This window comes from Stenotrophomonas sp. SMYL89, assembly GCF_036319985.1.
Lineage (GTDB): Bacteria > Pseudomonadota > Gammaproteobacteria > Xanthomonadales > Xanthomonadaceae > Stenotrophomonas > Stenotrophomonas maltophilia_Q.
The window spans coordinates 381,166-399,887 of record NZ_JAWIRW010000001.1; the positions used below are offsets into that span (position 1 = coordinate 381,166).

An 18,722-nucleotide genomic window follows, 5' to 3' on the forward strand; every position below is an offset into this window, starting at 1 on the left:
TCTCACAAGCAGGGGCGGCCAGCATAGCGCCGCAGCCGGGTGCCTGCAGTGGCACATGCTTTCGCGATGCTGGAAATGGGCTGACCGATGCGCATAAGCTGCCGCGATGCAAGCGACCACGACCGGGACGTCAACCTTCAACTTCACTCTCCGCAGCGGCGCGCGCGAGCTGCTGAAGTGGATCGCACTGCTGGCCATGACCGGTGATCACGTGGCCAAGGTGGTCTTCGACGGCTACGTGCCGGTGGTCAGCGAACTGGGGCGCATTGCCTTCCCGCTGTTCGCGCTGGTGATGGCCTGCAACCTGGCCCAGCCCGGGGCCGACCTGCGAAAGTCGATGCGCCGGCTGGCGCTGTGGGGGCTGATCGCGCAGCCATTGCACGCATTCGCGTTTGGCGCCTGGTTGCCGCTCAACATCCTGCTTACCTTCACTTTGGCGGCCGTGGCCGTGCACGCGCTGGCGAACCATCGGCCCGTTCTGCTGTTGCTGGCTGCTGGCGTGCTGCCGATGTTCGTGGATTACCAGTGGGCGGGTGTCGGCTGCGTGCTGCTGGGGTGGATCGCGTTCCGGCATCGCGCGTGGTGGCTGCTGCTGGTCGGGCTCGCAGCGGCGTGCTGGGTCAACCACAACGGCTGGGCATTGCTGGCCGTACCGGTGGTGCTGCTGGCCGCGCGGGTAACATGGCCACTGCCGCGCTGGCGGTGGGCGTTCTACGGGTATTACGTGGGGCATCTGGCGGTGCTGGCGTTGGTTGCCCATCTGCTTGTGTAATGTCGGAACTGGCATGTCGAGTGTCTTGAATGCCGGATGCGGTCAAGGAATGCGCGTCGCAGGTGGGGGGTGAAGCATGCCGCCATCGGCGTGTGTAGAGTCGAGCCATGCCCGACTCAGCGGGCGAACCGGAGCCGAGCATGGCTCGGCTCTACACGTTCTGGGAAATCCACGCCATGCGTGACCGGCAAAGCGAGCCGAGCATGGCTCGACTCCACAGGTGATGCATGTCTGGCGTGGAGGCGCCTGCCTCAGAAGTCCATCGTCGCCGACACCAGCACCGTCCTCGGTGCACCCAGCGCCAGGCTCGACAACAACGGCATGCCCCAATACGCCTTGTTGGTCACGTTGTTCACACTGGCTCTCAGCGCAAGCGGTCGACCCGCCACGGTGGTGCTGTAGCGCGCCCCGACATCGAACAGCGTGCGGCCCGGCACCGATAGGCTGTTGTCGGCACTGATGTACTGCTTCGACATCGCCGTGGCATTGCCGGTCAAGGTCAGGCCCTGCAAGGTCGGCACATCCCACTCCACACCCAGCTTGGCCTGCCGCTGCGCAACCGCTGTGGCCATGCGGCCTTCATTCACGCCGCCTGCCGTGCGGGTCAGTTTCGGCTGCACATAGGCCACGCCGCCCAGCAGGCGCACGCCGTCCAGTGGCGCACCGAAGAAGCCCCATTCCAAACCGCGGTTCCGCTGTTCGCCACCGAACGAGAAAATATTCGTGACCGGGTCGGTGTAGCTGCTGGGCCGCTTGATTTCGTACACGCTGAAGGTGTGCGCGAAGCTACCCATGTCCAGCTTCATGCCCAGCTCCTTCTGCTTGGTGCGGAACGGTGCGAACACATCGCCCGCGTTGGCGGCGGTCATCGGTGCGGTGGCGCCCTGGCTGAGGCCTTCGATGTAGTTGGTGTAGACCGAGATCGTGTCGGTGGCCTTCACCAGCAAGGCTGCCGCCGGGGTAGTAGCGCTCTCGTCATACCGCGAAGTACGTACGCCCGTGGCCACGTTGAAGGTCTCGCTGACTACCTGCTGGCGGCGCACGCCCAGCGTCAGCTGCACGCGGTCATCGGCGAAGGAGAGGGTATCGGCGAAGCCAAGGCTGTCCAGGCGCAGGTCGGTATGCGAGATGTGTGGCGCTACGAACGGCGCGGCCGGGCCCCACACCGGGTTGTAGAGGTTGGTGGTCCAGTCCCAGCCGGGCACGCTGCGGCGGCCATAGTCGTTCTGGGTGTGCTGGTAGTGGGTCACGTTGGCGGCCCATTGGTGGCCTACGCTACCGGTGCGGAAGCTGCCGCGCAGGCCGGCGTCACCGGATTGCTTCTTGATGTCAAAGGCCAACTGGCCGATCACAGTGCTGAAGTCGCCGGCCGGGTTGAGGATCTGCGCGCTGATCGAGCCGTTGTAGCGGTAGTTTGTCTTGCTGGTGCCATAGGCCAGGTAGGCCATCACGCTGTCATTGATGTCGAACTCGCCGCGTAGCATCGCGCCCTTGTCCTGACTGTCCACGTAGGCCCAGTCCGGGTTGATCAGGGTGTCGCCCCGCGGCGGGCGGGGAATGGCGACGCCCGGTGCCAGGCCGACACCACGGGCCGGGCCGTCCACGCGATCGTCGGCGCTGTACAGATCGGCCGACAGGCGGGTGCGATCACCGCGCCAGTCCAGTGCCAGCGATCCCAGTTGAACCTTCTTGCTCTGCTTGCCAACGGCGCCGTCGCCATCACGCCAGGCGCCGTTGAAGCGGATGCCGAACTGCTTGCCTGCGCCGAGGCGACGGCCCATGTCCACGTGGGCGCCGAACTGCGCATCGGAGGCGAAGTTGGTGCTGACCCGCAGCAGCGGCTGCTCGCCAGCGCGCTTCGGCACCAGGTTCACCGCGCCGCCCACCGAGCCGCCCGGTGGCATGCCGTTGAGCAGCGCGGACGGCCCCTTCAGCACTTCGATGCGCTCGAACATCTCCGGCGAGGTGCGGTAGTAGGGCGCCATGCCGCTGAGGCCGTTGAAGGTGGTGTCGCTGGTGTTGGAGGCAAAGCCACGGATGGCATAGTTCTCGCTCCACGCGCCGGTGACGCCGTTGCTGAACACCGTCGGGTCGGTGGCGGCGATGACGTCGGTGAGGTCCTTGGCCTGGCGATCACGGATGAACGACTCGGTGTAGCTGACCGTGCTGAACGGCGTGTCCATGAAGTCCTTGTCGCCCAGCAGGCCAACACGACCGCCGCCCGCCACCTGTCCTCCGGCATAGTCGGCGGTGGCCCGTCGCTGTTCCTGCACCTGCACCGAGGGCAGGGTGGACGGCGCGGAGTCGGCCAGCGCGGCAAACGAGGCCAGCAGCCCCAGCGCGAGGGTCGAAACGCGATAGCGCCGGGCCAGGCCGGGCGGCTGCATCGGCAGCCGGGTAGTTGCCACGGCCGGACGGATGGGCGAAGAGGGGAGGTCAAACACGGTCATGCCAGATTCCTGTGAATCGCAGGTGCGAACGCGCCTGGCGCGTTGCCAACGGCAAGCACGCGGGAGGGCGCAGCGCAGGGTTGTCGGCTGGGTGGGGACCTGGCGGGAAGTGAGCCACGGGCTCGATTCCGGATGGCGGCGGGGTGCGGCCCAGACGCATTCCGAATTAGTTGAGTAAAATAAACTAAATCATATGAAGCGGACAAGAGGGTCCTTTTACTGGCACCCTCGCGACGGTATGAGCATGCAACCCGAGATCCCGGCGCCGGCCCGTGGCCGCCCGCCCACCATCACTCCCGAGCGTCTGGCTGACATCGGCATCAAGCTGGGCCTGCCGAACCTGACCATGGCCAACGTGGCCGCCGAGCTGGCGGTGACCCAGGCCGCGCTCTACAAGCGTGTGGCCAACCTGGAGGCCTTGAAGCGGCTGGTGGCCGATACGGTGTTCCAGCGCTGGCAGATTCCGCGCGCGTCGGTCGAGGCGCCGGGTGGGCTGCAGGGCTACCTGATGGTCTTCGTGGAATCGCTGTGCGAGGTGGTGAAAGCGCACCCTGGATTGCCGCCCTACCTGTTGCGGCGCTCGGTGGCGACCACGCCGATGCTGGAAAAGATCGCCTCGCACCAGGCCCATGTGGCCGAAGTATTCGGCCTGCCGTTGGACAAGGCGCGCTGGGTGCTGGCCACGATTGCGTTCTACTGCATTGCCGGTGCGGACACGGTGTATGGGCTGGTGGATGACGAGGCCGAAGCGTTGACCGGGCGGCGCGTGCAGGACGAGGAAGTGATTGCCGAGTTCAGGCAGGGCATGCGTGCGCTGGTGATCGGCTCGCTGGACGTACTCGGCGTCCGGTAGATCCACGCCATGCGTGGATACCGGCACACGGTCCGTCAGGGCCCCATCCACGCATGGCGCGGATCTACAATGCGGCCATGCCTGCCACGCCCACCCTCGATGATCTGCGCCGCCACGCGGTGGCGCGCACGCTGTTCAAACCCACCACGCTGTTGGCCGCGATCCGGCGCCTGGGTTTCGTGCAGGCCGACCCGATCCGCGCACCGGCACGGGCACAGGACCTGACCCTGCGCCACCGGGTGAAGGACTACCGTGCAGGCGATCTTGAGCGGCGCTATGCGCGACTGCCGGTGGAAGAGGACTGCCTGGTGAACTACGGCTTCCTGCCGCGCGAGCATCTGGCGCTGATGCACCCGCGCGTGTCCAAGCGCGAGTGGGACGCCGAGACCCATCGTCGTGCGGCCGACGTGCTGGCGTTCGTGCGCGAGCGCGGCAGCGTGCACCCGCGTGAGGTTGACCAGGCGTTTGCGCATGGGCGGGTGACCAACTACTGGGGCGGCACCAGCAATGCCAGTACGCATCTGCTGGATGGCATGCACTACCGTGGCCTGCTGCGCGTGCAGCGGCGCGACAGTGGCACCCGCATCTATGCAGTGGCCGAGCATGCCGAGCTGGATGCCAGCGAACAAGCGCAGGTCGAACGCGCGGCCGCCCTGATCGACCTGGTGGTGCGCAAGTACGCGCCGCTGCCCTCGGCCAGCCTGACCTATCTGGTGCGGCTGCTGGGCTACGGTGCACCGCATCTGGCCGAACAGAGCCGGCAGGCGCTGAAGCTGGCCAAGCAACAGCTGGCCAGCTGCACGCTGGATGGAACGACCTGGTACTGGCCAGCCAACGAGAACCCGCGATCGCGCCGACACGCACCGGACGAGCAGGTGCGCCTGCTGGCACCGTTCGACCCGGTGGTGTGGGACCGCCGCCGCTTCGAGCTGCTATGGGGCTGGGTCTACAAGTTCGAAGCCTACACACCCGCACCGAAGCGCCAGTACGGCTACTACGCATTGCCAGTGCTATGGCACGACCAGGTGGTGGGCTGGGCCAACGTCAGCATGCGTGACGGTGAGCTGGCATCCAGCGTGGGCTATGCCGGCAAGTCGCTGGCCCGTGACAAGGTGTTTCGTGGCGCGTTGGACGAAGAACTGCAACGCATGGCCGCTTTTCTGTAGAGCCGAGCCATGCTCGGCTGCGCGTTGCGCTGAGCTGCGTTTCGGTATCCATGAGACCCACCTATTGCGCGCGGGGCGCACGAATGGCAGCCGAGCATGGGCTCGGCTCTACAAGGCGATGATCGAGGCGGACCCTTGAGCAATCTCAACGCCGCGCATGTACCGGCCAGCGGATCTCGAATGAACTGCCGCCACGTTCGGTAGCCCGGCACCGCGCGGTTCCGTGATGGGCCACGGCAATCGCACGCACGACCGCCAGGCCGAGCCCGGAACCGCCGCTCTGCCGCGAGCGCGAGACATCGGTGCGCTGGAAGGCCTCGAAAATGCTGTCGCGCAGTTCGTCCGGCACGCCAGGCCCCCCATCTTCCACGGCCACCGTGCAATGCCCCTCGGCGAGGGTGACGCGTACCCGCAGCGGGCAGGGGATGGCATGGCGTCGTGCATTTTCCAGCAGCGCCAGCACCGCCTGGCGGATGCGGGCCGGATCGCAGTCCGCCAGCGACGGCCGCGCGTCCAGGCTCACCGAGAAGCCACTTTCGGCCAGCGCCTCGGACATCGCCTCCACCACCGCAGCCACCTGCACGCTGACGTCGCTGCGTTGCAGGCGCAGGTCGAGATGGCCGCTCTCGGCCAGGCTGACCACGCGCAGGTCCTCGATGATGCGGGTGAGGCCCTCCAGCTGGGTGAGCATGCTGTTGAACTGTTCGGGCCCCGGCTCGAACACGCCTTCGGCGATACCCTGCAGGCGGCCGCGCAGGATGGTCATCGGCGTGCGCAGTTCATGTGCGATCGCCGCGTTCCAGAACACCCGGTTCTCCGACATGCGGTTGAGCCGCTCTGCCATGGAATTGAAATCGCTGACCAGGGTGGCCGCTTCGGTCATCGAGGTGTCACCGCCGCGCGCGCGGGCCTCCAGATCGCCACTGGCGACCCGGCGCAGGCTCTCGGCCACCGAGTTCAACGGGGTGATGATGCGCCGGGTGAGGCGCGAGGCGACCAGCGTGGCGAAGATGACGACCACGGTGGCGGTCAGGCCGATCCACAACCACTCCAGCCCGGACGGCATGATCGTTTCCGGCTCGTCATACCAGCGCGGATAGAACACCTCCATCAAATAGTAGAACAGGTAGAAGCCGCTGATCGACAGCACCGTCGAGCACAGCGAGGCGACCGTGATGGACAGCGTGATCTGGCGGCCGATGCTCTTGCCTTTGGGGTTCATCATTCAGTCCAGGAAACGATAGCCAACACCACGGATGGTGGCGGGAATGCCGATCACGCCGACGTCTTCCAGCTTTCGACGCAGCTTGCTGACATGGCTGTCGACGGTGCGCTCCTGCGCATCGCCTTCGGGCAGGCAGGCATGCAGCAGGTCAACGCGTGCATGCACCTGGCGTGGGGCGCGGGCCATGTGCACCAGCAGGCGGAACTCGGTGAGGGTGAAGTTCAGTGCATGAACCTGCTCGCCAAGGCGCACCGTCACCTCGTGGCTGCGCAGATCGATCTCGAACGGCCCCTGGCGGATCAGCCCGCTGGGTTCTTCGACCACGGTACGGGCGCTGCGGCGCAGTACAGCCTGGATGCGTGCCACGATCTCGGCCGGGTTGAATGGCTTGGCCACGTAGTCGTCGGCACCCACGCGCAGGCCGGTCAGCTTGTCCACGTCCTGGTCGAGCGCGGTGAGCATGATCACCGGCGTGTTGCCGCGCCGGCGCAGTTCGCTCAGCACCTGCCAGCCGTCCAGCTTGGGCATCTGCACATCCAACAGCACCAGGTCGGGGCGCAGCTGGCGGTGGCTGGCGAGGGCGGCCTCGCCGTCGGCAGCGCGGGTGCTGCGCAGTCCTGAACGAGCCAGGTAGGCGCCGAGGATGTCGGCAATTTCGCCTTCATCTTCGGCAATCAGCACCAGGGGTGCCTGTCGGGAGCGGAGATCGTGTTTCATTGCGTTCTGCAGCGTCATGGCAAGGGCGGGAAGTGGCGGCATCCAGGGCAGCGTCATCGTCGTTGCTCCATCGCCTGCGCTTCCTCGTCCGCTGCCCAGGCCAGGGTGGCCAGCACCAGCGTGCGCTGAAGGCTGGGCTCGACTGCGCCCAGGTCGTGCAACTGCTGCACCATCAGCGCGGATACAGAAGCCGGCAGCTTGCTCCAGCGCGATGCCATGGGCGTCGCCTCAACCCGGGCCTGCAGCCTGCGCGCCATGCCCACGACGGCGTGCAGGCGCAGCGCCAGCAGGATGACAACCAGTGCCGCAGCCAAGGCAAGCAGGCGCTGCAGGGTGGCAGGATTGGCGGTGGGGAGTGCCGCCGCCCAGACGGCCAGGCCAATCAGGGCCAGTGATGCCGGAGCCCCCGCGCGGCCTGCGTGACGCGGGCCTTCGCTGCGGAACCACACCAGCGCGGCGGCACCGGCACCCGCCAGTATGGGCGGCGCCGGGTTCGCGCTGGCAGGCATCCAGGCACTGGTCGACGCCAGCACCAGTGCAAGCGACGAAGGCGCGCACCAGGCAAGGTAAGCGCGGCGGACATCGATGGGAGGCAGGTCTGGAAACGGCAGGGACACGGCGGGGGCGCAGTCGGCGAGGCCGACGAGGCTAGCGACCGTTGATGGAGACTCGGTCGAGATTGTGTCGAGATTGCGTGGACGCAGGCCACGGCGTTCAGGAGCGGGGGGGGATGCCTGAACGGCCGGCGCATCTCCATGCAATCTCCACGATGGCTCCAAGGAATGTCCATCCACGGCTTCCAGACTGCAGTCTCGGCGGTCGCATCGGGCGACTGCAGGCAGCCGGGCGTTTCGATGAGCAATCGCAGGATCTGGATCATTGCCGGTACCGTGGCCACGCTGGTCGCGGGCACCGGATGGTGGGCGCTGGCCGAAGACGGGGATGCCGCGCTGATCACCGCGCCGGCGCAGGTGGCAGATCTGGAAAAGACCATACAGGCGGTCGGCCGGGTCAATCCCAAGGAGCTGGTTGCGGTGGGCGCGCAGGTGTCCGGCCAGGTCAAGCGCCTGCATGTGGTGCTGGGGCAGCGGGTACAGGCCGGCCAACTGATCGCCGAGGTCGACTCGCAGCCGCAGCGCATCGCGCTGCGCAGCGCCGAGGCAGCCACCAATGCACTGCGTGCCCAGCATGCCGCCAGCCAGGCGCGCCATGCGCAGGCCAGCGGTGTCTACGAGCGGCAGTCGCAGCTGGTTGCGTCGCGACTGGTGTCACAGGAGGGCTTCGAAGCCGCGCGCATGGCACGCGATGCGGCGCGTTCGGAAGTGGCCGCGCTGCAGGCACAGATCGACCAGGCAGTGACCCAGGTGGAAACCGCACGGATCAACCTGGGCTATACCCGCATCGTCTCGCCCAGCGACGGCTACATCGTGGCCATCGTGACCAAGGCAGGACAGACGCTGAACTCGATGCAGACCACGCCGACCATCGTGATGCTGGCGCAGATGGACACGATGACGGTGCGTGCCGAGATTGCCGAGGCTGACGTGGAACTGGTGGCGCCGGGGCAACCGCTGTGGTTCTCGACCCTGGGGCCGAGCGGTCGCCGTTATGAGTCCCACCTGCAGCAGCTGGAGCCAGCGCCATCTTCCATTGCCGACGTCGCTACCGGCAATGCAGGCGGCTCGGCGCAGTCGCCCAAGGCGGTGTACTACGCCGGCCTGTTCGATGTGGCCAACCCCGGCCTGAAACTGAAACCATCGATGACGGTGAAGGTGACCGTGCAGCTCGCGCGCGCCGCCAATGCGCTGCAGGTACCGTTGACGGCGCTGGTTGCGCCGGACGACATGGATGGCAACCGCGGCACCGTGCGCGTGGTCGACCCCAAGGGCCGAGTGCGCAAGCGTGCAGTGACGACCGGCCTGCGCACGGCCACCGCCGTGCAGATACTGAGCGGCCTGCGGGCGGGAGAGAACGTGGTGATCGGCCAGGCGCCCAGCGGCGGTGAATCCGAACCGACCAGCCTGCTTGGGATGTGAACATGACCGACGCACTGCTGGAACTGCATGGCGTATCGCGCAGCTACCGCTCGGGTGCTGGCGAGATTGTGGTGCTCAAGGACGTTTCCCTGCGCATCGACGCCGGTGAATTCATCGCCATCATCGGCCCGTCGGGTTCGGGCAAGTCAACGCTGATGAACATCCTCGGCTGCCTGGACAGGCCGACCGAGGGCAGCTATCGGGTGAACGGCGAGGCCACCGAGCAGATGGCTCCGGATACGCTTGCACGGCTGCGCCGCGAGCATTTTGGTTTCATCTTCCAGCGCTACAACCTGATGGAGAACCTGAGCGCTACCGAGAATGTAGCGCTGCCGGCGGTCTATGCCGGCATGGAGGCGGAAGCACGCACGGCCCGCGCGCGCAGGCTGCTGGAAACGCTCGGCCTGGGTGAGCGCACCGCGAACCGGCCGAGCCAGCTGTCCGGTGGCCAGCAGCAGCGCGTGTCCATTGCCCGTTCGCTGATGAACGGCGGCGCCATCGTGTTGGCCGATGAGCCGACAGGGGCGCTGGACCATGCCAGTGGCCAGCAGGTGATGGCCGAACTGAAGCGCCTGCATGCACAAGGCCACACGGTGATCCTGGTCACGCACGACGCGGCGATCGCGGCCAACGCCAAGCGATTGATCGAGATCGCAGACGGCCGGGTGGTGGCCGACCGCGGTGAGCGTGGCCCGGCTTCTGCATCTGTAGTGACCGCGCCCGATCGCGGTGTTCCATCAGTTACCGAGCGCCGCGCACGCATGGACGCCATACGCGAGGCCACGCGGATGGCCGTGCGGTCGATGCTGGCCCATCGCCTGCGCACTCTGCTGACCATGCTCGGCATCATCATCGGTGTGGCGGCCGTGGTGACGGTGGTGGCGCTGGGCAAGGGCGCCCAGGCGCAGGTGGAATCACAGATAAACGAACTCGGTGCCAGTACGCTGGAGATCTTCCCCGGTGCCGATTTCGGCGACCCCCGCTCGGCAGAGATCGAGACACTGGTGGTCGGCGACGCGGATCATCTTGGGGCGTTGAGCTACGTGGACAGCGTCAGCCCGAACCTGACCGGATCAGTGGCTGCCCTGCAGGGCAGCCGTCGTGCCAACACCCAGGTGCTGGGCGTGGGGGCCGACATGCTGCGCGTGCGTGGACTGCGACTGAAGGCGGGGCGCTTCTTCACCGGCGCTGAAGTGAGTGAGCATCGTGCGCTGGGTGTGGTCGACCAGAAGGCCGCCAAGGCGCTGTTCACGGGCAACCCGATCGGCAGCACGGTGCTGCTGGGTGGCATGCCGGTGGAGGTGATCGGCGTGGTGGGGGCCAATGCATTCGCTGGCGGCGCAACCCCCACGGTCTACGTGCCCTACACCTCGGCGGCGTCGCGACTGCTGGGCAGCCAGCGCCTGGAGAGCATCACCGTACGCGTGCGCGACAATGTACCTACCAGCGCCGCAGAGGCCTCGCTGGGTGCCGAACTGGAGCGCCTGCATGGTCGCCGCGATTTCTTCATCTACAACGCCGACCAGATCCGCAGGGCAGTGATGAAGTCCAGCCAGACCCTGGCGGCGCTGGTCTCCGCCATTGCTGCGGTGGCGCTGGTGGTGGGTGGGGTGGGGGTGATGAACATCATGCTGGTGTCGGTGAAAGAACGCGTGCGCGAGATTGGCGTGCGCCTGGCCGTGGGCGCGCGGCAGGGTGACATCCTGCGCCAGTTCCTGATCGAGGCGGTGCTGATCTGCCTGTTCGGCGGCGTGCTGGGGGTGCTGCTTGCATTCGGCGTGGGGGCGCTGTCCAGCCTGCTGTCGCTGGGTGTGCCGTTCCTGTTCACCGCCGGGCCAGTGCTGGCTGCGCTGGCGTGTTCCTCGGCAATCGGGCTGGGCTTTGGCTACTTCCCGGCACGCAGTGCAGCGCAACTGGACCCCATCCAGGCGCTGGCGGCCGAATAGGGCCGCACCCGCTGCTGGAACCTGTAGAGCCGAGCCCGCGCTCGGCTGCTCTTCGGCCTCTTCGGCCTCTTCGGCCAGGCCACGATGAGCGCCGCGCGCAGCAAGCCGAGCGTGGTCTCGGCTCTACAGGAGCGGCGCTGGCGGCGGGGTGGGTGTGTCAGCGCGGCGGGAACTCAATGACGATGTCGTTCAGCGGCAGCTGACTCCCATGCTGCGCGGTCGCGCCGGGTGTCCAGGCCTCCCCTTGGCCGAACAGCTGCGCTTCGCTTTCAGGGCCGAAATCGTTGAAAGCCTGGAAGACATAGGGGATGCCCTCGGAGCCTTCGAACGTTGCCTTGTTGGAGAGCTGGAAGTGCAGATGCGGGGCGGCGGAGTTGCCCGACTGCCCAAGCTGGGCCAGCGCCTGTCCGCGCTGGACGCGCTGCCCGGGTTCCACCTTGATGCTGCCGGTGCGCAGGTGGGCGTAGCTGGCAAAGATGCCCGGTGAAACTTCCAGGACAACGTAGTTGCCAAACAAGCCATCCGCCGTGAGCGAGGCGGGTTCCGGTTGCGCGGTCAGGGGCGCATGTTCGGGTTGCCCGTCACGTGTCGCGCGCACGATGCCGTCGGCCACGGCCAGCACGGGTGCTGCGTAGCCCACCCAATCCGAATGGCGGGTGTGCTCCAGATCGCTGGCCGTTGGGCGCACGGCGCGCCCCTGTTCGTCGACGCCGACCAGATCGAGCGCGAAGCGCTGCGGAATGGTCAGGTCACCATTCACTGCCACCAGGCTGCCCCAATGGTGTGACTGCGCCGCGCCGGGCCCTTCATGGGCAAGCCATCGGCCACCCCGTAGGGGCGGGCCGAGCGCCATCACCTTCGCCGCGCTGACCGCAACAAGGGCGCCGTCCAGCGCCACGCTGCCGTGGTGCTCGGTGCCCAGCAGCATGCGGTGCCGGAGGGTATGCGGCACGCGATCGGCGGCGGGCAGTGACAGCCACAGGAACACCACCAGGCGCTTGCCCGGTGCAATGGATATCGCCCCATCCTCTGAAGGCGATGGCCGTACCCAGTGGCGCAGGGCAGGGCCATCCAGGCTCAGCAGCGGAATGCTGGAATCGTCGCCGAACACCTGCAGCGATTGCGGCAGCAGCGCACCGGTATCGCCGTAGTAGTTGGTGATGTGCAGCTCGTAGGCCAGATGGCGCAGGCCGTCGCTGCCGACGAAGGGCGTCGGCGCGAAGGGTACCCGTGCTTCAACCGGTGCAGGGGCTGGTGCTGGCATCGCAGGAAAAGGAAGGAGCAACAGCAGCAGAGCCAGGCAGACACTGCGGATCATACGTGTTCCCCCAGGCCGACGGTGGCCGCTGCCGAGCATAGCGCCACGCCGGGGGCTCGAGGTATCAGGGCGCCGGCCGGGGATGCTGGCGCACCCGCGCGCGTTCCCGATACAGGCGACTGTCGGCACGCTGCAGGGTATCGGCCACCGATTCGCCCGGGGTGTGGTGGGTCGAACCGAGCGAGAACGGCGTCGGTGACTGTCCGGCCTTCTGCACATACCACAGTTCCAGCGCGGCCAGCCGTCCGGGTTCCGGCGCGGTCAGCACCACCATGAATTCGTCGCCGCCCATGCGCACCACGTGCTCCGCCGCACCCAGCGGGCCACGCAGGAAAGCGACGAACTCGACCAGCACCGTGTCACCCCGCGCATGGCCTTGGGTGTCGTTGATCCGCTTGAAATGATCCAGATCGAACATCAGGCAGGCCCATGGCTGGTCCGCCAATGCGTCCAGCCGAGGCAGGAAGCGTCGGTTGTAGCTCTGGGTGAGCGGGTCCTTGAAGGACATCTCGCGCAATTGCTGTTCCTGCATCCGCAGCGCCGTCACGTCCTGCGCATGGCCCAGCACGTACGGCGGACTGGCCTCGTTGTCGAGCACATTGTGATAGGCCCAGAAATGCCGGGTGCCGTCCGCAGCGATCAGCTCGATGACGCCAGCATCGGTGTGATTCACCGCAATGCGCTCGAGATAGGCCTTGAAAGCGGCGCGCTTGTCCGGCGGCATCAGGTCACACAGGCTGCGCCCGATCATCTGGCTCTCATGGAAGCCCAGTGACTGCACGGCGGCCGGATTGACCGATGTCAGCACGCCGTCCAGCGTGTGGGTGCAGATCAGGCCAAGGCTGTAGTGGAACAGGCGCCGGTAGCGTGTTTCGCTGGCTTCCAGGGCATCCAGTGCCGCGCGCTCTTCGGTGATGTCCTGGATGGCCCCAACCAGCCGCGGGCGTCCATCTACCTGCTGCCGCCCACCGACCACCCGGGTCCAGATCGCGCGCCCGTCGGCGGTGGTCATTGGCAGCTGCACCTCCCAGGACGTGCCTTCGTCGATGCAACGCTGCACTGCCGCGCGGATGATGTTGCGGCTGTCTTCGCGATAGAACGACAGCGCGGTGTCGAGCGTCGGTTCAAAGTTGCTGCGCACGCCGTGCAGCTGCTTGGTCTCACGGGTCCAGCGCACTTCGTTGGTGACCAGGTCCATCTCCCAGCCACCCACCCGTGCTGCGCGGTTGGTGCGTTCCAGGAAGTCCTCGCTGCGCTTCAGCTCTCGATGCAGGGCCTTGGCCTGTCCAACCTGGGCCATCAGCGTGCTGCGCTGCTCCAGGACCTGGGTGGTGACCCGCGCCAGATGCACCATCAGTTCGCGCTGGGAGGGAGACAGCACGCCGGGCATCGGGTCGAGCAGGCACAGCGTGCCAATGCGTGCACCATGGGCCGAGCCCAGCGGGATGCCGGCGTAGTGCCGGATGCGCGGCCCGGCGGTCACCAGGGGATTGGTCGAGAAGCGAGGGTCCTGGCGCGCGTCGGGTATTTCGAACAGCTCGTCGTGACGGATCGCATGCGTGCAGAAGGAGATCTCGCGGGCCGTTTCGGTGACGCCCTCCAGCCCGATATTGGCCTTGAACCACTGCCGGTCTTCGGCCACCACGGTGATCAGTCCCATGGTCATGCCGGTCGCGGCGCGGGCGGCGGCGACGATGGCATCGAACACTGGCTCAGGGGGCGTATCCAGCAGGTGCAGTCGTTCGATTTCGAGCAGACGTTCGGCTTCGTCCATGGCGCTTTTCAGGGCTGGGTAGCGAGGGCGGTTGCGGCGGCTGGCTGGCGCTACGCTTGTGCGCACGGCGATATGTATCGCCATGGCGGAGTGATGCCGATGTGAGGTGGCCGCGCCCGCTCAGTGTTGTTGGAGCGATGCCTGCAGGGCGGTGGCCAGTGCGGCATCGCCGGATAGCAAGTCCTGCCAGCGTAGCGTGATGCCCTTGCGTCGCCCCTTTCCGACCAGCTTGAGGCCTTCGGGGTCCACGGTGAGGGTATAGGGCCGGCCATCGATGTCCAGTTCGCGACGCAGTGGTTTGTCGAGCGGGGTCATCATCGTTTCCTCGCAGGGGCGGGAGTACGACGTGGCTGGATCGATACGTGACGATTGTCACGTATGTGCCAGCGCCAAGGGAAATCGACAGCGCGGGTAATGCCGATGCGTGGACCCACTACCGGGTCGGACGGAGGCGGGGTCCCATCGCTTGCGATCATGATGCCATGGCTGCCGGTCACCAGGTCGGCGCCGTCGAAACTGCGGTCCAGCCCGAATGCCTGCGAGAGCTTGCCGGGGCCGCTGGCCAGATCGTGGTCCCGGCGCGCGGTGGGGCGCAGCTCGTGCATGCGCTCAAGGCCTGCCAGCGGCTCGACGGCCCGCAGCAGCACCGCCACGCCGTCACCGACCTCTCCGCAGACCACGTTGCTGCCCCAGTGCATGCCGTAAGTGAAGTAGACATACAGGTGGCCGGCCTCACCGAACATGCTGGCCGTGCGCGGCGTCTGCCCCCGATAGGAGTGCGCCGCCGGATCGACGCTGCCCGCGTAGGCCTCGACTTCAACGATGCGACCGGCTCGGCCATCGTTACGGACCAGAAGTTTGTTGAGCAGCTCGGGCGCAACCTCGACGGGCGGGCGCCGGTAGAAGCTGCGCGGGAGGATCTGAAGAGAGGCGGGCAACCAATCCGGCACGGTAGAGGCAGGCTCGGGCAAATGTTGGTGGGACTGTGGCATTGGACTGGTGAAACGGGCGCAGGCGCAGCGTCATTCCGGCGCGGGCGGCGCCGCCAGCGTGGCGCGCCGGGCGGCATAGACCTCGGGCGTCTGCGGTTTGATGAACAGTGCCACCAGTTCCGGATACTCGCGCTTTACCGCCGTTTCGATGCGGGTGATGCAGGCTTCAATCTGTGGGGTCTGCCGATCGTCCTCGAACTCGGCGCTGAGCATGGCCACCACCTGTTCCGGGCCCATCTGCATGGTGGTCACGCCATTGGCGCGGCGCAGGTCCGGATCGGTTTCGGCCACCGCCATGATCCGCTCGGCCACCGCGGGGTGGGCAGGCTCTCCAACCAGCAGGCCCTTGGTTTCACGGGCCAGGAGGAAGGCGGTTGCGGCCAGCACGCCGGCGATGCACAGCGACGCCACACCATCAAGCACCGGCATATCCAGCACCTGCGCGGCCACCAGGCCGATCAACGCGAAGCCCAGCCCGAGCAACGCAGCGCTGTCTTCCAGCAGTACGGTGAAGGTGGAAGGGTCCTTGCTGCGGCGGAAGGCTTCGAAGTAGCCAAGTTTGCCTTTGGTACGCCGGAACTCCCGCAGCGCCACCCACCAGGAGGCCCCCTCGAACAGGATGGAAATGCCCAGCACGCTGTAGCTCAACGCATGATTGGTGGCCGGCTCCGGCCGGCGGATGTGCTGGATGCCCTCGTACGCCGAGACGCCGGCGCCAGCGGCGAACACCAGCAGGGCGACGATGAAGCTCCAGAAGTACAGCTCGCGGCCATAGCCGAATGGATGGACCGGGTCCGGCGCCTTGCCGGCACGGCGCAGTCCATACAGCAACAGCAGTTCATTAAGGGTGTCGACCAGCGAATGCACGCCTTCGCTGAGCATGGCCGAGCTGCCGGAGATGCCGGCAGCGATGAACTTGGCGATGGCAATGGCGAGGTTGCCGGCGAGTGCGGCATAGATGACCAGGCGGGAACCGGTGGGAGCGGACATTTCGGCAGCGGGGTGAGGCGGACGCCTGATCTTCCCGTTCAGCGCGTGCCCACTGCGTGCACGGTGCGATCAGCGTCCCTTGGGATTGAGATACAAACGCGCCCCATCCGATTCACGGTACCCCGTCCAACGCCCGCCTCCCGACGCGCGGAACCGCCCGAACACCGTGTTGCTGGTGTCGGTCAGCTGCAGCTGGTTGCCCGACAGCACCCAGCGGTTGGCCGAGAAGAAGCCATCCGGGCAGCCGGCAGGCACATAGGCATTGTAGCCGCCGAACCACTCGATGTTCTTCAGCTCGATGGTGCAGGTGCTGCCGTTCTCCTGGCCCAGTGTCCAGCTGCCGAACAGGTCGCTGTCGCGCAAATCGCGGCCGCCACGGTGGCGGTCTTGGCGCCAGTCGTCGTTGTCGTCGTGGGAACCGAAGCCCACGACGATCTCTTTGCTTCCGCTGCGTGACTCGGACTGCGAGATGCCGCTGGTGGTGGTCTGGGTGGTCACCGCGCCACTGCCCTGGGTCTGGGTGCTGCTGGATTGCGTGGTCTGGTCGGTGTGGGTGGTCTGTCCGCCGAAGCCGAACGAGGCGTCCTGGGCGAGGGCGGGCAGGGCCAGGCAGCACAACGCGGACAGGCAGGTACGGGCGAGCACGGCAGCCATTGCAGCATCCTCGGAAGGGTGGACCGCGCGAGTATCGAACCGGTGGGGCGGGAGACGGTGTGAGGGTGTGCCCTGGGGCAGCCCAGCGAAGGCTGGGTGCTGTCTGCTGAAGGGTAGTGCCGGCCGCCGGCCGGCTCCTCTTTGGCGCCCAGAGACCGAAGGAATGCCGGCCAGCGGCCGGCACTACCCGCAGCCAGGCAGGGCCTGGCGCTACGGGTCGGGCTTTACCCGCACCACCCGTTTCCGGTACTCATACACATTGTCACCGCGGATGCGCTTCTCCTCGGTACCGGTGACCCTGCCCACCTGCTGGTCCGAGCCGGTGACGGGCTTCGCCTCGATCTCGGTTTCATGCTCGAAGGAGTGGGATTTGTCGGTGTTGCGGTAATAGCGGTACAGCGCCCAGTACAGCGCGGTTGCGCCGGCCGGACCTGCCGCCAACAGCCAGAGGCCACTGTCGTCGCTCATGTCGATGCCACCAGGAATGCTATTGCGAGGGCTTCAATGATGGTGCCGGTGGCCAGTGCCGCCAGCAGCATCTTCCATTGCTGCACGGGTACGCTGCCCATGGTCTCGCCGGTGCGGCCATTCACTGCGATGTAATGCAGCATGCCGCCGTTCTTTCCAGGCTGATGGTAGGAATACAGCCACACCGGCAGGTACATCGATACCCAGCGGGTCCCATGCACCTCCAGCTGTTCCTGTTCCCAGCGCACGCCACGGTTGTAGCGCTTCACCGAACCTTCCACCTGTGCGCGGGCAATCGACAGCAGCTGGTCTTCCAACCGCGGCCGCAGTCTTTCCACATCCAGGTTGCGCTTCTCCGAAGTGAAGCCGGCCAGGTACGAGGCGTTCCACTTCACCGCGTTCTTGGTGTCGAACGGCAGGATGGTGTTGATGATGTTGTTGGTGTTGGCGCGAGTATCCAGATTGCCGCGCTCGGCCGAGGATTCCAGTGGCAGGTCATCGACGGTGAAATCCACCTGGCGCTCGACCTGGTAGACATCGGCGTCGTAGAGGGTGCGCTTGTTCTTCTCGCTGCCCACCGTGTATTCGCGCGTCTTGATCTCGCCCTTGCCGGCCACGGCCGCGCTGACATTGCTGTCGACGATCATGTAGGGCAGGAATACGCCCACCACGTTATCCGGGGTGAACTGGTCCTTGAACGCCTTCAGCGCAAACATCCGGCGCTTGTCGACGAACTGGCGGATGCGTGCGACCGCATCGTCCTTCTTGATATGGAAGGGCAGCACGGCATCTGGCACCGCGCCGTTGGCGATCTGCTCGTTGACGCCGAAGACGTGGCGGCACCAGTGGCAGCGCGCTGTCATCGTGCTTTCGGTATTGACGGTGACTTCGGCGCCGCAGCCGGTGCACTTGAACGTCATCAACGCCGAGGTATTGGCATCGATGTCGCGTGCGCCGGAGGCGATGACGGTGCCGCGCAGCTGGTCGATGGCCTCGCCCAGCCCGAATTCCTCCTCGACCCGCGCGCCATGCCATTCGTGACGGCAGTACAGGCAGACCAGGATATCGGTGCCGGCCTTGGGCCGGATGTCGGTGGCGCCGCACTTCGGGCAGCGGTTGAGGCCATCCTTCAGCTCGCTGGCCGAGGTGTCGATGGCAACCGGATCAGGCGCTTCCACTTCATCGCGGATCGCCTGCGGCAGCGTCGAAGTGTCCAGCGGGAAGCTGCCGGGCAGGGGAGGGACGTCCTGCGGCGAACCCGGCCCATCCAACGACGCCGCCGGCAGGGGCGGCGGCGTCGCGGGCACGGATCCGGGCAGCGGCGGTGGGCCGTTTCGGGGATCGGACATGTGGTGTATGCG

The 18,722-nt window shown here is 66.6% G+C and carries 17 protein-coding genes; 5 read left to right on the top strand and 12 right to left on the bottom strand.

The annotated features are described in order from the left end of the window. The first annotated feature begins 106 nt into the window (after positions 1-106). Positions 107-772 carry a TraX family protein gene (locus tag V3B41_RS01770; protein ID WP_329859815.1) on the top strand — a complete coding sequence of 222 codons (666 nt, stop codon included), beginning with the start codon at positions 107-109 and terminating at the stop codon, positions 770-772. A 251-nt stretch (positions 773-1,023) separates the two neighbouring features. On the opposite strand, the gene V3B41_RS01775 is transcribed toward V3B41_RS01770, so the two are convergent. Then, a complete protein-coding gene (locus V3B41_RS01775) occupies positions 1,024-3,222 on the bottom strand; it encodes a TonB-dependent siderophore receptor (protein ID WP_049430473.1) in 2,199 nt (732 codons plus the stop codon). Between the two features lie 238 nt (positions 3,223-3,460). Here V3B41_RS01775 and V3B41_RS01780 point away from each other — a divergent pair, with 238 nt between their 5' ends. Beyond that, on the top strand, positions 3,461-4,075 hold the full coding sequence (locus tag V3B41_RS01780) for a TetR/AcrR family transcriptional regulator (protein WP_049430471.1): 615 nt from the start codon (positions 3,461-3,463) through the stop codon (positions 4,073-4,075). Between the two features lie 77 nt (positions 4,076-4,152). Continuing rightward, positions 4,153-5,241 (top strand): crosslink repair DNA glycosylase YcaQ family protein, encoded by a 1,089-nt coding sequence (locus tag V3B41_RS01785; protein WP_049430501.1) that lies wholly within the window; start codon positions 4,153-4,155, stop codon positions 5,239-5,241. A 145-nt stretch (positions 5,242-5,386) separates the two neighbouring features. On the opposite strand, the gene V3B41_RS01790 is transcribed toward V3B41_RS01785, so the two are convergent. The 3 genes from V3B41_RS01790 to V3B41_RS01800 are packed head-to-tail and all read right to left on the bottom strand — an operon-like array spanning position 5,387 to position 7,800. Continuing rightward, positions 5,387-6,463 (bottom strand): ATP-binding protein, encoded by a 1,077-nt coding sequence (locus tag V3B41_RS01790; RefSeq protein WP_049430499.1) that lies wholly within the window; start codon positions 6,461-6,463, stop codon positions 5,387-5,389. A 3-nt stretch (positions 6,464-6,466) separates the two neighbouring features. Then, positions 6,467-7,183, bottom strand: coding sequence for a response regulator (locus V3B41_RS01795; RefSeq protein WP_049430497.1), 717 nt, complete (start codon positions 7,181-7,183; stop codon positions 6,467-6,469). Between the two features lie 53 nt (positions 7,184-7,236). Further along, positions 7,237-7,800, bottom strand: coding sequence for a hypothetical protein (locus tag V3B41_RS01800; protein WP_180848961.1), 564 nt, complete (start codon positions 7,798-7,800; stop codon positions 7,237-7,239). A gap of 237 nt (positions 7,801-8,037) precedes the next feature. Here V3B41_RS01800 and V3B41_RS01805 point away from each other — a divergent pair, with 237 nt between their 5' ends. Both V3B41_RS01805 and V3B41_RS01810 read left to right on the top strand, forming a co-directional pair. Beyond that, entirely contained in the window at positions 8,038-9,219 is a 1,182-nt protein-coding gene (locus V3B41_RS01805; protein ID WP_049430469.1) for an efflux RND transporter periplasmic adaptor subunit, read from the top strand. Between the two features lie 2 nt (positions 9,220-9,221). Then, complete coding sequence (locus V3B41_RS01810) at positions 9,222-11,165, top strand: MacB family efflux pump subunit (protein ID WP_049430467.1); 1,944 nt, start codon at positions 9,222-9,224, stop codon at positions 11,163-11,165. 157 nt (positions 11,166-11,322) lie between these two features. Here the strand turns inward: V3B41_RS01810 and V3B41_RS01815 are convergent, their stop codons facing one another. The 8 genes from V3B41_RS01815 to V3B41_RS01850 all read right to left on the bottom strand — a co-directional run bounded on the left by V3B41_RS01815 (position 11,323) and on the right by V3B41_RS01850 (position 18,710). Then, entirely contained in the window at positions 11,323-12,522 is a 1,200-nt protein-coding gene (locus V3B41_RS01815) for a M23 family metallopeptidase (protein ID WP_080355063.1), read from the bottom strand. Between the two features lie 25 nt (positions 12,523-12,547). Beyond that, complete coding sequence (locus V3B41_RS01820) at positions 12,548-14,257, bottom strand: PAS domain S-box protein (protein WP_197631921.1); 1,710 nt, start codon at positions 14,255-14,257, stop codon at positions 12,548-12,550. 120 nt (positions 14,258-14,377) lie between these two features. Next, complete coding sequence (locus V3B41_RS01825; RefSeq protein ID WP_049430465.1) at positions 14,378-14,572, bottom strand: hypothetical protein; 195 nt, start codon at positions 14,570-14,572, stop codon at positions 14,378-14,380. Then, positions 14,572-15,207, bottom strand: a complete 636-nt coding sequence (locus tag V3B41_RS01830) for a DNA-3-methyladenine glycosylase (protein WP_049430492.1) — start codon at positions 15,205-15,207, stop codon at positions 14,572-14,574. The genes V3B41_RS01825 and V3B41_RS01830 overlap by 1 nt, the downstream gene beginning before the upstream one ends. Before the next feature lie 72 nt (positions 15,208-15,279). Continuing rightward, complete coding sequence (locus V3B41_RS01835) at positions 15,280-16,239, bottom strand: cation diffusion facilitator family transporter (RefSeq protein WP_049439609.1); 960 nt, start codon at positions 16,237-16,239, stop codon at positions 15,280-15,282. A gap of 69 nt (positions 16,240-16,308) precedes the next feature. Further along, positions 16,309-16,893 (bottom strand): AprI/Inh family metalloprotease inhibitor, encoded by a 585-nt coding sequence (locus V3B41_RS01840; protein WP_049430461.1) that lies wholly within the window; start codon positions 16,891-16,893, stop codon positions 16,309-16,311. 210 nt (positions 16,894-17,103) lie between these two features. Beyond that, positions 17,104-17,361 (bottom strand): hypothetical protein, encoded by a 258-nt coding sequence (locus tag V3B41_RS01845; RefSeq protein ID WP_014037272.1) that lies wholly within the window; start codon positions 17,359-17,361, stop codon positions 17,104-17,106. Further along, positions 17,358-18,710, bottom strand: coding sequence for a TFIIB-type zinc ribbon-containing protein (locus V3B41_RS01850; RefSeq protein ID WP_329859823.1), 1,353 nt, complete (start codon positions 18,708-18,710; stop codon positions 17,358-17,360). The genes V3B41_RS01845 and V3B41_RS01850 overlap by 4 nt, the downstream gene beginning before the upstream one ends. Positions 18,711-18,722 lie beyond the last annotated feature (12 nt).